Raw genomic sequence first — 14042 nt, forward strand, 5'->3', positions numbered from 1 at the left:
GCGTTCCACCTCGCGACCTTGGCAGCGCGCGTCACCTAGCCGTCCGGATTGTTCTTTTCTTCCAGCTGTGCCTTGAGAACAAGCAGCTTGGCGAAAGGTGAGTTCGGGTCCGGGGGCCTTTCGCTGGCCCTTTTCTCGGTCGCCAAATGCTCGGGGCGCCCTTGCCTACGGTCGTCGGGTCTGCCGCGATTTTGTCCGCCACCTTGCCGACGATCACGCTGGGCGTCGAAGCGCGGCCGCGTCTGGCCTTGCGCCTCCCCCGCGTCCTTGCGTCGGCGATCCTGACCTGTCCTCGTCCTGGCGGCGAAATTTCTGTCGACGCGCTCTGTTGGCTCCGCGCTCTCCACGGAGGGCGGCGTTTGCACGGTCTGCGCACCAGCAGGGTTGCTAACCGCATTTGACGCCGCGCCCGATCGCTCGACCGGCCTTTTTCGCGCCCGGGCCTCGGGGCGACGACCGTGATGATGTTGCCGGTGCGGACGCCAAATTTCGATCGACAGCTCTTCCAGCACCTCGGAGGGACCCTCCGCGCCTGCTGAGTCGTCCGCTTCCGTTGCCTCGGCGGCCAGCCCCTCGGCCGCAGCGGTCTCGGTCCCCACCGCCTTCAGTTCCTCCGGCACGGGAGGTTCGGGCGCCGGCGGAGGATTGGCTTCCGCCTGGTCGGCCGCCTCTCCTGCCGCCTCCGCATTGGTTTCTGTTTCGGCGGACTCTTCGACGGATTTGTCTCCCGAACCCAGGTCCGGCCCCTTGGCGTGTTCCCCGACGCAGGGGGCCAAAGGCTCGACGGCCGCGGCGGCCAGCAAGGGGACCGTGATCGCCGGACCTTTGCGTTGTTCGGTGACATAACCGAGCGAACGAAGAATCGAGGCAAAGCTTTCCCCCGAACAGCCGGCAAGCGAGGTCATCGCCACGGTGACGACGAAAGCGTCGCCGTCGGCTGTGCCAGGTGGCGGATCGCCAGGCGTGGCGCCGGGCCGATAGCTGACGGCCGGTCGGATCAAATCGGCGAGGCGCTCGAGAATATCCACCCGTACGGCACGATCCCCACACACCCGAAACCCGGCCGCCCGGTAAAAATTCTTTTGAACCTCTTTGTCGGCGACGAGCGAGGTTCGGCCGGAGGCGGCGAGATGCAGCACGTCATCGAGCCCGTTGACCGCGTCGGCGCCGCCATGCTTCAGGGCAAACAGCTGTGCGGCGAGAGCCCGCGGAGCAGGCTTGATCAAGCTCGGCAGATAAAGATGATAGGCGCCGAAGCGGATCCCGAATTTCCGCAAGGCGGCGCGGGCATCCTGGGAAAGACCTTTGACGTCGTCGGCAACCCGCGCGCGGTCGAGAACCCCAAGAGATTCGGCAACTTGAAAGGCAATGCCGCGTGCGATGCCTTCGAGCCCCTCGCCCTTCTCCAGTTCAGCGAGTGGGCCGAGAAGCTTGTTCACATGCTGCGCCAACCAAAGATCGAGCCGACGCTGCACCATCTCGAGCGCCTGCCCGGTCAATTGTTCGTCAGCAATAATTGTAACGCGGGGTTCGAGCACATGCGGACCGGGGCCAATCTTGCCGATCGGTTCGCCAAGCCAACGGATGAGACCGTCATTGGCAAGAATGAAGGCTTCATCAACCGCCTCGTTGACTCGTTTCGCCCGGCCTTCGATCTCGCTCGCCAAAGCCTTTTGCGCGGCGGCGTTGAGCGCCTTCGCAGCTTCGCCGGCCGCCTGAGGGTCGGCCGTGAAGCGAAACCCATTGAGCTGGCCGACGTGCTGGCCCTCGACCATCACGTCACCGCTTTGGGTGACTTCGGCTTCCAACATGGCGTTCTCCCTTAGCCGGCGCATGAGAACACTCGTCCTTCGGTCTACAAACCTTTGGGCGAGACGTTCATGCAAAGCGTCCGATAATGTGTCCTCTACCTGACGCGTGACACTCTGCCAATGCGCTGGATCGCGCAACCAGCCCGAACGATTGGCAATAAAGGTCCAGGTCCTGATTTCGGCGAGCCGCGCCGAAAGTGTGTCGAGGTCGCCGTCGGTGCGGTCCTGGGCCGCGACATGGCGGGCAAACCAGTCGTCGGGAATCCGTCCCGCGCGCACTATGAAGTTGAAGACCGCAACGACCAGTTCCGCATGCGCTGCGGGCGAAAGCTTACGGTAATCAGGTATTTGGCAGCATTCCCAGAGACGCGCGATATCGGCCGTCGTCTTGGCGTGGCGAACGATTTTTTCGTCGCGCGCAGCAAAATCGAGCACCATCTGGTCCACGCCGAGCGGCGCGCGGGCAAGGCCCTGGTCCTTTGGCAAACGCTCGAGCGAGGCGACAAGACCCGCGATCGAAGAAAAATCGAGATCTGTATTTCGCCACTGCAGCATTCGGACCGATTCAAAGCGGTGATCCTCCAGCGCTTCGACGAGTTCGGCCTCGAAAGGCTGGCAGCGTCCGGTCGTCCCGAACGTGCCGTCGCGAAGGTGCCGACCGGCCCGGCCGGCGATCTGACCGAATTCGGCCGGCGTCAGATGGCGGTACTGCCAACCGTCGAATTTCCGATCGGCTGCAAAGGCAATATGATCGACGTCAAGATTGAGGCCCATGCCGATGGCGTCGGTGGCAACGATATAATCGACGTCACCGTTCTGAAACATTTCGACCTGGGCGTTGCGGGTCCGCGGCGAGAGCGCCCCGAGCACGACCGCTGCCCCACCCCGCTGGCGCCTGATCCACTCGGCGATGGCGTACACATCCTCGGCGGAAAACGCGACGATGGCACTGCGGCGCGGCAGGCGGGTCATTTTTTTCTCGCCCGCGAAGCTCAATGTCGACAGGCGCGGGCGTTCAAGAATCTTCACGCCGGGCACGAGCTCGCGCACCAGACGCTGCATGGTCGCGGCGCCGATCAGCAAAGTTTCTTCGCGCCCGCGCCGGTTCAGCAATCGATCTGTGAAGACATGGCCGCGGTCGAAATCGGCCGCGAGCTGAATTTCATCCACCGCCACGAAAGCCAGATCGAGATCGGACGGCATGGCCTCCACCGTTGCGATCCAGTAGCGGGCCGATTTCGGCTTTATTTTTTCCTCGCCGGTAATCAGGGCGACAGCGTCGACGCCAGCCTTCTCCACCGCGCGGTTATAAACCTCGCGGGCCAGCAGCCTCAGCGGCAGGCCGATCATCCCATTGGGATAGGCAAGCATCCGCTCGATGGCATGATGCGTCTTGCCGGTGTTGGTCGGCCCGAGCAAGGCGTTGACGACGGCAGCACGATCCGGCCGATAGGGTTTGCCGACAGGAAAGGGAACGTTCATGTGGTTAATCAGCGAAGAAGAAAACTCGGAAGGTCGCGCGGCTGACCCCATTCAATTCCGCTAGGCAGGATCTGACGCCCCCGGAGAGGTCATGGCCCATTGTCTTGCCCCTCCCATCACAATCCAGACGATCACCGCAAGCGAAGCGATTGATCGCTAAAAATGGGTTCGCCAACCTTTATCGCGGCCGGTGTGTCCCACTACGGCACTTGTGTGTATCACAATGGCGCCCTTGCAAGCAGCATTGTTTACAGTTTGAACGAGAGACGAACGAATCGCGCCCGAATCGCTGATGAACGATAAATCCTTGTTTGTTCACCACAATATATCGACCGGCAAAGCCAGGTCGTGCCTACGGATTGTAAAAAGAGGGCGCTAGCGCCGAACTTGGCGGGCTGTTCCGGGGAGCCTTCGGAAGACTCCGAACAGCTATTCTGTCAACCGCGAAAAGCGAAATTTGTTGCTGAAAAATCGAGCCTGAAGTTTGTCAGGCGTCGAAATAGCGTTGCAGAATCCGATCGCGGTAATCGACCAGATTTTTGCACTTTTCGGCCGCGGCATGGAGTGGCGTGTCGAAAACCGGGGTCAGGAATTGACCCACATAGGCAAAAACGGTCGCATCCGTCCCGCAGGGCGTTTCGCCCATCAAGAAACCCTTGGCCCCGATCAGATCGGAAAGTGCCTGGATGTCTTTGATCGCAAGTTGGTTTCGCTCGTCCCAATTATGACGGCCAAACCCTTGGAGATGAAGGGTTTTTTCGACTCTCCGGCGCATAAAATGTCGGACCACAGGCCGGATGGGCAAAGGCAAGGCTTTAAAAAATTGAGCCGGACCTTTGGAAAAATTGGCCTCGTCCAGCCAGCGCGTCGCCAACAGCGCAAGATGAAGGTGGTCTTCGCACATTTTTTCGACGGCCCAAGCCGCGGCCTTTTGTTCGGCGGTGAGCCCTAAGTCGAAATCAAAACCGTATTTCTTCTCGATGTGAAAGCGGATAAACGTCGAATCGGCTATGATGGTGCCTTCATCGTCGATATAGGGCAGTTTGCCTTTCGGCGCGCGAAAATAGCCATTGCGGTCCGTCCGATAGGGCAGCCCCGCCAATTTCAGCAGCAGCATGGCCTTGGTGACAAAAGGGCTTCCGTCGGGAAGCCCAAAGTAAGGCCCAAATGTATAGAGCGTGATGATGATCCTTCTCCGCTCTTAGCGTCCGCCTCGCACCCTCAATGCGAGGACGTCGCGGTCACATCGGAAGGCTCGATTGAAAATTCGATGGCATCGATTTCCGCGGCGCCCGCCAATGTCATCAACGCGACGTGAAACGGCACCACAACATGAGCCCGTGGAATCGGGGCGAGCCACGCCTCGATATTGCGGTTTTCGGCCATGAATCTCGTCGATTTGGAGTCGCGCTTATGGCCGGAGATCGGCGTGTAGCGGGCCGCACAGACCGTGACCGGGCCGGAATAGCCTTTGACCGAAACCCCCCTGATCCCGACATAACGGAGCGTGACGTCGAAACGAACGTAGCCGTCATAAACCGGGATGGTTCGGTTGCAGGCTGCCGGTCCGACCAAGGGTTGGCCCTCGGGAACGGCCATGATCAACGCGCTCGTGGGATCAAGAATGTTGTGCTTGTTGGCCTCGGTCACCGGAATGCGACCTTCCCGGTCCTCGAAAGGCGGATAGATCTCTACGGCTTTGACGTTTCCGGCATCGAGCGACATCCGAACCGTACGGGTGCCTTGGGTATTCGCGGACGTCGTCGCATAGGTGGAGGGGGCGACGCCGGTCTTGCGGACGGCACCGCTCGAAGCCAGCGCGAGCTTCACATTGGCGACCATGGCCGCGACGCCGGTCAGCTTGGCACTCAGGTCGATTCGATAATTTGTCGGATTGACGGTTCCGACGGCTGCCGCTTCCCCGATATGAAAACCAATCAGGCTCACGCTGTAGCGCGCCCGAAATTCATCGGCCTTCCCCGACGTCAGGCCAAGGCAAAAAACAACCGCGCAAACAAGGGCGAACTCCAGGATCAACCCGTGCCGCAAAAGAAGATTTCCTTGAAAAATAGCCATTTAGCGGCAACCATGATCAAAGAGCACAAACAACGAAAATTGTTTCACAAATCCGCCGCTTTCATGGCCCGAAAGCCAGCGAATCGTGGCGCCCTAAGTGGCATGATAGCAGGATCGTAGGCAAGCGGCTACGAGGGCAACCCGCGCCGCTTGGCGACAGACTTCCCTCCTCATTTCGCGCTTGCCAAACGCCGAAAGACCCACTCCCATGGGGCGATTGTTTGGTGCAGAGTGCTTTCCCTCGTCGAACGTCTTTCGGTCGAAGGCCGTTCTCAAAACAAAGTTGGAGCAAGTCCTTGTCTCAAAAGCCTATTCATTTTTTCGGGGCTCGCTCCCATCGGCCAACAACCGGGTCAATGTCTATTCTCATCTCCCAGCCTTTGCGAATCAGGGGTTGGAGCTTAGCCGTTGCCGCAAGCCTTTTTGCGTATTCGGCCGGTTTCGCCGACGCGGTCCCGTATGCGGCATTTTTACCCAAGCTTGTCGGTGAGGGGATTTCGCAGGTCAAACTCAAGGCAAAGCCGAGTTCCCAAGGCGGAACGACGCCCAGCGAAGTCGCGGGACGCTATGCCATTTTGCGAGAGGGTGGCAAGGATACCGGGTGCATGCTGACCCTGGACGGACAGGTGAAGGCGCGAGGCGGCGACAAGGCCACCCTATCGCCCGCGTGCCGGGATCAGGGGATCGTGATTTTCGATCCGATGGCTTGGCGCATCGTGGATGGCCGTCTCGTCTTGACCGCGCGCAAGGGACACATCACCCATCTCGACGCGCAACCGGACGGCACCTGGAAAAAAGATGCGAGCGAAGGCAAAGGCCTTAGCCTGAAGAAATTATAAGTGCCCAATCTCAGATAAGGCGAGGCCGCGAATCAGCGCGGCCTCGCTTCTGAGCCGCACATAACATTAGCCTTCGACGACTGGTTTTTTGGGTCCACCGTGCGAGGCATGACCGCCCTTGCGTCCTGCTTCGGATGCAAGCGTATGGTTGCGCGAAAAGCTGCGCTTGTTGGGGTTGACGCTCTGGCCACCCTTACGCCCAGCTTCCGCCGCGAGTCTCGGGTTCTGGGAAAAGCTGCGCTTTTCGTGCGGCACGCTCTCGCCACCCTTGCGCGCGATCGCCCGCTGCTTTTCCGGATCCATGGAGGCAAAGCCTCGTGTCGAGACGGACGACTTCTTGGGAGATTCCGCTGAAGAGTTCATTGTTCCTCTCTCGAAATGACTGTTCCACTCTAAATAGGTAATGTTTTGCACCGTTAAAGGTTGCCCGGATGCTTTCAAGTTCACGTGACCGGCAAAAGACGCCATGAATTGACGGCTAAGCCATCACTCGCAATTGAAACGAGGCAATTCTCGTTAAGCCGACCTGGCGCGGGCCGAGGTGTCAGACCGCACCCTCAATAGGTCCAGCCGACTCAAACGGACTGTAAGTTGAAAAGGATAACGTCTTCTTGATCGGGAAGTCTCATGTCCTACGCAAGCCATGCCGGCCGCACGAGATATGCTTTTGGCGATTTGCGGACGCTGCTCGCCCAAGCTTCGCCTGATCGCGCCGGCGACCGGCTCGCCGGGCTCGCGGCCCCCAGCGATGCGGCGCGCGTCGCGGCGCGCATGGCCCTGGCCGATGTCCCGCTAAGGCGGTTTCTGGACGATCCGCTCATTCCCTACGAGGCCGACGAGGTGACAAGGCTCATCCTCGATTCGCACGACGTATCCGCCTTCGCGCCCATCGCTGCCATGACCATCGGGGATTTTCGCGATTTTCTGCTGTCCGACGAAGCGACAACCGCGACGCTGAGCGGCCTGGCCGCTGGCATAACACCCGAAATGGCCGCGGCTGTCTCAAAGCTCATGCGCAATCAGGATCTGATCGCCGTCGCGCGAAAGCTTTCCGTGGTCACGCGGTTTCGAACGACGATCGGCCTGCCGGGCCGGCTGGCCGTGCGCATCCAGCCCAATCACCCCAGCGATGATCTGTCCGGCATCGGAGCCTCTATTCTTGACGGTTTGATGTACGGCTGCGGAGACGCCTGCATCGGCATCAATCCCGCGACCGACAGCGCCAAGCAGGCCATGCTGCTGCTTGAGCGGATCGAAGACCTGCGCCTGCGGTTCGATATTCCGGTCCAATCCTGCGTGCTTGCGCATGTCACGACGACCTTGCAGGTGATCGAGAGGAAGGGTCCGGTCGATCTTGTCTTTCAGTCGATCGCGGGGTCGCAGGCAGCCAATCGTTCGTTCGGCGTGGACCTCGCGCTGCTTGACGAAGCCCTTGATGCCGTCCGATCGTTGAACCGCGCCGAACCCGGCGCCAATCTCATGTATTTCGAAACCGGCCAGGGGGCGGCGCTGTCCGCCGAGGCGCACCACGGTGTCGACCAACAAACGATGGAAGCCCGCGCTTATGCGGTGGCGCGGCGCTATGCGCCCCTGCTGATCAATACGGTCGTTGGATTTATCGGCCCCGAATATCTTTTCAACGGCAAGGAAATCATCCGCGCCGGCCTTGAGGATCATTTCTGCGGCAAGCTCCTCGGCCTGCCGATGGGTGTCGACGTCTGCTATACCAACCATGCCGAGGCGGATCAGGATGATATGGATACCCTCTTGACCTTGCTCGGCGTTGCCGGCTGCAGCTACATCATGGGCGTGCCCGGCGCCGACGACATCATGCTCGGCTACCAATCGACCTCCTATCATGACGCGCTTTACCTGCGGTCCGTCCTTGGCCTGCGGCCGGCTCCGGAGTTCGAGACCTGGCTCAAATCGTTCGGAATTATGGACGTCGCTGCGCGGGTACGCCCGAGCCCGCAGAACCGCGCGGCGCAACTGCTCGGCGCGGCGCGGCGATGAAATCCAGCACCGATTTTTGGAGCTTTTTGCGCGAGTCGACGACCGCGCGGATCGCTCTTGGCCGCACCGGCGATGCGTTGCCGACAGACCGTGTTCTCGAATTTCAACTGGCGCATGCGCACGCCCGCGATGCGGTTCAAGCCAATCTCGATGACGCAAGCCTGATGGGGGAGCTTGCCGATTGGAGGCCGGTTCTTGTCCATAGCCGCGCCGCGGACCGGATGATCTTTTTGCAGAGGCCCGATCTCGGCCGCCGCCTCTCCGGCACTTCGGAGGCAGCATTATCGGCCGGCGCTTATGACGCCACGATCGTCATCGCCGATGGGCTCTCCGCAACGGCTGTCCAGCGTCAGGCGGCCCGTCTCTGCAAATTGCTGCTGGCAACGCCAAACCTCAATTTTGCGCCGCCGGTCATTGCGTTGCAGGCGCGCGTCGGCTTAGGGGATGAAATCGCGGCGAAGCAAGGCGCCAAGATGGTTGTGGTGTTGATTGGCGAGCGTCCGGGCCTTTCGGCCTGCGATAGTCTTGGCGCCTACATCACCTTTGATCCGAAGCCGGGCCTCACCAAGGACGCCGATCGCAATTGTGTTTCGAATATCCGGAACGATGGACTTTCGCTGGAAAGCGCGAGCCGGCGCATTCTCGCCATCATGGCGCTGGCCAGAACCATAGGGCGCACCGGCACGGCACTGAAAGAAGATGAAGCGCTGGCTTTGATCCCGCAAGCACCGCAAACCGAGATGCCGTGATCAACGCTCGCCAATGAACGGAGCCAGAATTTCTTCCGCTTTGATCAAAAGCTCATCGGCAACCTGCGCTTCGGCGGCGCGGACATTTTCGACAATCTGTTCGGGACGACTTGCTCCGATGATGGCCGAGGCTACTTCCCTTCGGCGCAGCACAAAGGCAAGCGCGAATTGGGCGAGAGTCATGCCGGCTTCACCCTCGGCCACGCGCTTCACCTCTTGAACAGCCTCCAGGACCGGGGCTTCCAACCAGCGCTTCGGAACCATCGCTCCCATGGATTGATCGGCGGCTCTCGAGCTATGTGGCATGGGCGCATTTGGCTTGTACTTGCCGGTCAAAACGCCCTGAGCGAGCGGCGACCATACGATTTGATTGATCCCAAGCTCGGCGCAGCGGGGAAAGATTTCCTCTTGCGGATACGGCCAGAGCATCGAGTATTGCGGCTGGCTGGAAATGAACCGCGCAACGCCCCCCATTTGCGCGGCCAATTCGATCTTGTCGAGCGGCCATTCGCTAAAGCCGATATAGCGTGTCTTGCCTTGCGCGACGGCCGCGGTCAAAGCCTGCATCGTTTCTTCGAGCGGCGTGTCCTCGTCGTAGCGATGGCATTGATAGAGGTCGACATAATCGGTCCGAAGCCGCCGCAGCGAATCATCAAGCTGCTTCACAATCTGGGCGCGCGACAGACCCCTGTCGGTGCTGCTCATGGCACCGAAAACCTTGGTCGCGAGCATGTAGGAACTGCGATCGATGCCTTCGAGCGCCTCTCCGACCACGATCTCGGCCGCGCCGCGGCCATAGACATTGGCGGTATCGAAAAAGTTAATGCCGAGATCGAGGGCTTTGTGGATGCACGCCGACGCTTGGCGCTTTTCCACGCCACCCGAATAGGTCAACCAAGAGCCCAGCGAAATGGCCGAAATCTGCAAATCGCTCGCACCGAGACGGCGGTACTTCAAACACAACCTCCGGGGTGAGGCTCACGCTCCGCCGACTGCAGGCTAGACCGGACCGAGCCAAAAACCGCTCGCACCGGAACTTAAAGTGGCCGGCGGCGCCGCGAACCCGGCGCCATGCCTATGCGATCTACCGCTCGGCCAAGATTGATTTCCTACCAGCCTCAAGAGGTCGGGTAACGAATATCTCCAAGTCGGCCTGACGCTACCGGCCAGTCGACTTACTTGAGATGCTGAGCAAGAAACTTGTTCATCTCGAACATTGTCACTTTATTCTTGCCGAACACCGCGGCCAACTTGTCGTCCGCGAGGATTTCCCGCTTATTGGCTTCGTTTTGAAGCTTGTGCTTCTTGATATATTCCCACATCTTGCTGACGACTTCGGTCCGCGGCAGCGGGTCTGATCCGACGACCGCCGCAAGCTCCTTCGACGGCTGCAGAGGCTTGGAGAAGGCACTTGTCGCGGGCTTAGCCTTTGCCGCCTTACCCCCGGACTTCCCGGCGGTGGTCTGCGACTTCTTATCTGTACTCGTCATTCGGTCTGCCTCCAATTAATCATCTGCGCGGGCGAAGGCCATGGGATGGCGAAAGCGCTCGCGGGCGTCACGCTCTGTCCGCGACTCGTTTTCTCTCAACGAGCTTACCACGACGGAACCCCAACCATCGCGCCCCGTCAAGCGAGGCGCGCATTGTTTGTGAGCGTATCGTCGTCGGAGTGCCATCTTCCCTATGGCCAATGCCAGGGCCAAAGGTGAATATAGACGGCCAGGGCCGCTTCGGAGAAACCCCCTTAACCTCTGATTCGTCTCACTAAGTTAAGCTAATTCTTGGGTTCCGCCGCTGTTTTTCGGCTCGAAATACTGAACGAAACCGAAAGTTTTGGGGAAAACCACTTTTGACGATCATTTACGAGGATTTTCCCTCGCAGAAGCCCCCACGGTCAGGTCATGGCTTCGGCAGCGTCGGCCATATGGCGTCTGGTGAGAGCTTCGCGCAATTTCTCCATGGCTCGGCTCTCGATCTGGCGAACTCTTTCCTTCGAAATGCCCAAACGGTCGCCCAGAGCTTCGAGCGTGGCCCCTTCCTCGGCGAGACGGCGCTCGCGGAGAATTCGCCTCTCGCGCTCGGAAAGGCCGGTCAGAGCTTCATTCAGCCAAGCGATCCGCCGGTCGGTATCGATCGAAAGACCCACAACCTCGTCCGGGCGCGGCTTGTCATCCACCAGAAATGCGATTCGCTCCGAGGTACCGGCCGAATCGCCCTCGCTGAGAGGCGCATTCAAGGAAAGATCGGGCCCGGCCAGGCGCGCATCCATCATTTCCACATCCGACCGGCTGACACCGAGAGACTCCGCAATATGATTGAAGACTTCGGTATTGAGCTGCCCCCCGCCGCTTTGGGCCAATTTCGCCCGCATCCGCCGAAGGTTGAAGAAAAGGGCTTTCTGCGCGGAGCTCGTCCCGCCCCGCACAATCGACCAATTATGCAAAACGTAATTTTGCATCGAGGCGCGGATCCACCATGTCGCATAGGTAGAAAAGCGCACGTCGCGCTCGGGTTCGAACCGTGCCGCCGCCTCCAGCAGCCCGATGTGGCCTTCCTGGATCAGATCGGCGACCGACAAGCCATAGTGGCGAAATCGCACCGCGAGGGCGATCACCAACCTCATATGGGCGCAGGTAAGCGCATGCATGGCCTCTTCGTCAGCGTTGTTTTTCCATCGCAACGCGAGTTCATGTTCCTCGTCACGCGCAAGGTAGGGAGCAGCCATTGCCGCAGTAAGAAATTGTTGCCCGACGCCAGCAAACTGAGCCATTGATCTCGCCTATTGCCCCGAATGCGCCTCACCGTCGGCGACCATGCCGACGCGAATCGCCCCCGCCCACCCGGCTGCGATGTCGATAAATGGGCGACGAGCTTCCCGTGTCTCGGCGCTGCCGCCGGAGGACTTTCAAAAGCTGCGTTGCTTCACTCTCCCCACCAGCCGGCTTGTCTTAAACGATTGCCCTGCGCGGCTGGTTCCACCTTTCCTCCCCTTGATTATCCGCCAAGCGATCGATCCAACAATTCCGGGTAATTTGGGAAAACTGGAGAGCGGCCCGTCCACCGCAGCCTTATCGCTTGCTCATTGGCGGTCTCTCCCTCATATTTTGCAAATATTAGCACCCCGCCGCAACCAGCTCCGGCCTTGAACCGGACGTTTGGGAGAGTTCCATGTTTATCGAGACCCAGGCTACACCTAATCCCGCAACCTTGAAGTTTTTGCCCGGCCGCCCCGTCATGACCCTTGGAACCCTGGACATCAGAAGTACCGAAGGCGCGGCGCAATCGCCGCTGGCTGAGGCGCTTTTTTCGATCGATGGGGTCTCCGGCGTGTTTTTCGGGTCCGATTTCATCTCGGTCACGAAATCCGCCGGCGAGTGGCAGGAACTCAAGCCCGTGGTGTTGGGCGCGATCATGGAGCATTTTGTTTCGGGCGAGCCGCTGCTCAATGAACAGGCAGAAACCTCGGTTGAAGGAGACGGCGAAGAGTTCTTCAAGGCCAGCGATGCCGAAACGGTGGCGTCGATCAAGAAGCTGATCGAAACGCATGTCCGGCCCGCCGTCGCCAATGACGGCGGCGACATAAAATTTCGCGGTTTCCGCGACGGAACCGTGTATCTCGCCATGAAGGGCTCATGTTCGGGCTGCCCTTCCTCGACTGCGACGCTTCGGCATGGGATCCAAAATTTGCTCAAACATTATGTGCCCGATGTGCGCTCGGTCGAACAGATTTAAGTCCGGGCGGTCCGCCCCGAACGGACGGCCGGCATGAAGATACTCGCGATCGACACGGCGCTTCCCGCCATTTCTGCCTGTGTCCTCGATGATTCGGCCGAAACCCCCGAGGCCCAAGAGACCATCCCCATGGAGCGGGGCCATGCCGAGGCGCTGCTTCCCTTGATCGACCGGGTCATGGCTCGCGTCGAGGGGGGCTTCGAGTCCTTGGGGCGGGTCGCCGTCACGGTCGGCCCCGGCTCGTTCACCGGACTGCGTGTCGGCATCGCCGCCGCCCGGGCGATCGGGATCGCCTGCGAGGTTCCGGTAACCGGCGTGTCGACGCTCGCCGCCCTTGCCGCGCCGCTGATCCTGGAACAAAAGCCCGGCCTGGTCGCCGTGGCAATCGATGCCCGTCATGGCAATGTGTATTTCGCGGCGTTCGGGCCGGATGGCAGGGCAATCCTGTCGCCCCGGATCGCGACGGTCCGCGAGGCTGTGCGCTCGCTTGGCGCGGGCCCGGTCCGGCTTGCCGGGTCGGGCGCCCAGTTGCTCGCGATCGAGGCCGCGGCGACGGGAACCGAAGCCGAAATTGCCCGCGAGAATGTCGGCGTAGAAATTGTTTTCGTAGCCAAACTCGGCCTTCTCGCCGACCCGGTCATGGCCCCGCCCCGGCCGTTGTACCTCAAGGCGCCGGATATCAAGCGGCCAGATGCGTCGCAGTTTCCAACACCGCCGCCATGAACGCAAAATGATCACTTGGCCCAGGACGGTCTCGCCCTTTATCCGCCAAATCGGCGCCGAGCGGAGTGCCGAATGCGCGGCCATCCATGCATCGAGCTTTGCGTTTCCGTGGCAGGAAGCCGATTTCGAACAGCTTTTTCTCGCTCCCGAGACCTTCGCCGATGGTGCCATCGAGGCCAAGGAGGAGAAGCTTGCCGGGTTTGTTCTCTCCCGCTTCGCGGCGGACGAAGCGGAAATTCTGACCATCGCCGTTGCGCCGGAATGGCGTCGCTGCGGGGTCGGCACTTTGCTTCTGGCGCCACATTTGGCCGGATTGGCGGCCCTGAGGGTCAATCGATTGTTTCTTGAGGTCGATGCCGAAAATGTCGCCGCCCGCGCACTTTATGCGAGCTTTGGGTTCGAGCAGGTGGGCGAGCGCAAAGCCTATTACCGCACCGCTGACGATCGGCTCGCGGCGGCTCTCGTTATGCGTCTCGAACTGCTATAATATCTATCACGCGAAGGGAGGCCTCTGCAGTCTTTGGACAAATGGCCTAAAATTGGGGGCTGGAATCGATCTATTTTTCGATTTGTCACAAGATTCGGCGCAATAATGTCGCCGAAGCGGTAATATTTTA

General features: G+C 60.2%; 13 protein-coding genes. 6 read left to right on the forward strand and 7 right to left on the reverse strand.

All coding sequences use genetic code 11. The features are described 5' to 3' along the window. Positions 1 to 35 precede the first annotated feature (35 nt). The 3 genes from CU048_07095 to CU048_07105 form a co-directional block, all read right to left on the reverse strand. Entirely contained in the window at positions 36 to 3293 is a 3258-nt protein-coding gene (locus tag CU048_07095) for a helicase (protein ID QBR71086.1), read from the reverse strand. Positions 3294 to 3780: 487 nt separating this feature from the next. Then, complete coding sequence (locus tag CU048_07100) at positions 3781 to 4479, reverse strand: glutathione S-transferase (protein QBR71087.1); 699 nt, start codon at positions 4477 to 4479, stop codon at positions 3781 to 3783. Positions 4480 to 4514: 35 nt separating this feature from the next. Further along, positions 4515 to 5369, reverse strand: a complete 855-nt coding sequence (locus CU048_07105) for a DUF3108 domain-containing protein (GenBank protein ID QBR71088.1) — start codon at positions 5367 to 5369, stop codon at positions 4515 to 4517. Positions 5370 to 5725: 356 nt separating this feature from the next. Here CU048_07105 and CU048_07110 point away from each other — a divergent pair, with 356 nt between their 5' ends. Then, positions 5726 to 6208: a hypothetical protein gene (locus tag CU048_07110; GenBank protein ID QBR71089.1), complete on the forward strand. Its 483-nt coding sequence runs from the start codon at positions 5726 to 5728 to the stop codon at positions 6206 to 6208. 66 nt (positions 6209 to 6274) lie between these two features. Here CU048_07110 and CU048_07115 read toward each other — a convergent pair whose 3' ends face one another. Then, on the reverse strand, positions 6275 to 6571 hold the full coding sequence (locus CU048_07115) for a stress-induced protein (protein ID QBR71090.1): 297 nt from the start codon (positions 6569 to 6571) through the stop codon (positions 6275 to 6277). A 264-nt stretch (positions 6572 to 6835) separates the two neighbouring features. Here CU048_07115 and CU048_07120 point away from each other — a divergent pair, with 264 nt between their 5' ends. Further along, a complete protein-coding gene (locus tag CU048_07120; GenBank protein ID QBR71091.1) occupies positions 6836 to 8221 on the forward strand; it encodes an ethanolamine ammonia lyase large subunit in 1386 nt (461 codons plus the stop codon). Further along, positions 8218 to 8970: an ethanolamine ammonia-lyase gene (locus tag CU048_07125; GenBank protein ID QBR71092.1), complete on the forward strand. Its 753-nt coding sequence runs from the start codon at positions 8218 to 8220 to the stop codon at positions 8968 to 8970. Before CU048_07120 ends, CU048_07125 begins: the two co-directional genes overlap by 4 nt. Here the strand turns inward: CU048_07125 and CU048_07130 are convergent, their stop codons facing one another. The 3 genes from CU048_07130 to CU048_07140 form a co-directional block, all read right to left on the reverse strand. Continuing rightward, positions 8971 to 9927: an aldo/keto reductase gene (locus tag CU048_07130; GenBank protein ID QBR71093.1), complete on the reverse strand. Its 957-nt coding sequence runs from the start codon at positions 9925 to 9927 to the stop codon at positions 8971 to 8973. 218 nt (positions 9928 to 10145) lie between these two features. Beyond that, positions 10146 to 10460, reverse strand: a complete 315-nt coding sequence (locus CU048_07135; GenBank protein QBR71094.1) for a hypothetical protein — start codon at positions 10458 to 10460, stop codon at positions 10146 to 10148. A 404-nt stretch (positions 10461 to 10864) separates the two neighbouring features. After that, positions 10865 to 11740, reverse strand: coding sequence for an RNA polymerase factor sigma-32 (locus tag CU048_07140; GenBank protein ID QBR71095.1), 876 nt, complete (start codon positions 11738 to 11740; stop codon positions 10865 to 10867). Positions 11741 to 12138: 398 nt separating this feature from the next. Between CU048_07140 and CU048_07145 the strand changes: the two genes are divergently transcribed. From CU048_07145 to rimI, 3 genes are read left to right on the forward strand one after another with little or no spacing between them, the layout of a single operon-like run. Beyond that, the gene (locus CU048_07145) at positions 12139 to 12702 is read left to right on the forward strand and encodes a NifU family protein (GenBank protein ID QBR71096.1); all 564 of its coding nucleotides are present in this window, start codon (positions 12139 to 12141) and stop codon (positions 12700 to 12702) included. Positions 12703 to 12735: 33 nt separating this feature from the next. Further along, positions 12736 to 13425 carry a tRNA (adenosine(37)-N6)-threonylcarbamoyltransferase complex dimerization subunit type 1 TsaB gene (tsaB, locus tag CU048_07150; GenBank protein QBR71097.1) on the forward strand — a complete coding sequence of 230 codons (690 nt, stop codon included), beginning with the start codon at positions 12736 to 12738 and terminating at the stop codon, positions 13423 to 13425. 7 nt (positions 13426 to 13432) lie between these two features. Further along, positions 13433 to 13912, forward strand: coding sequence for a ribosomal-protein-alanine N-acetyltransferase (rimI, locus tag CU048_07155; protein QBR71098.1), 480 nt, complete (start codon positions 13433 to 13435; stop codon positions 13910 to 13912). The last annotated feature ends 130 nt before the right edge of the window (positions 13913 to 14042 follow it).

Source organism: Beijerinckiaceae bacterium (assembly GCA_004564215.1).
Lineage (GTDB): Bacteria > Pseudomonadota > Alphaproteobacteria > Rhizobiales > Beijerinckiaceae > Methylocapsa.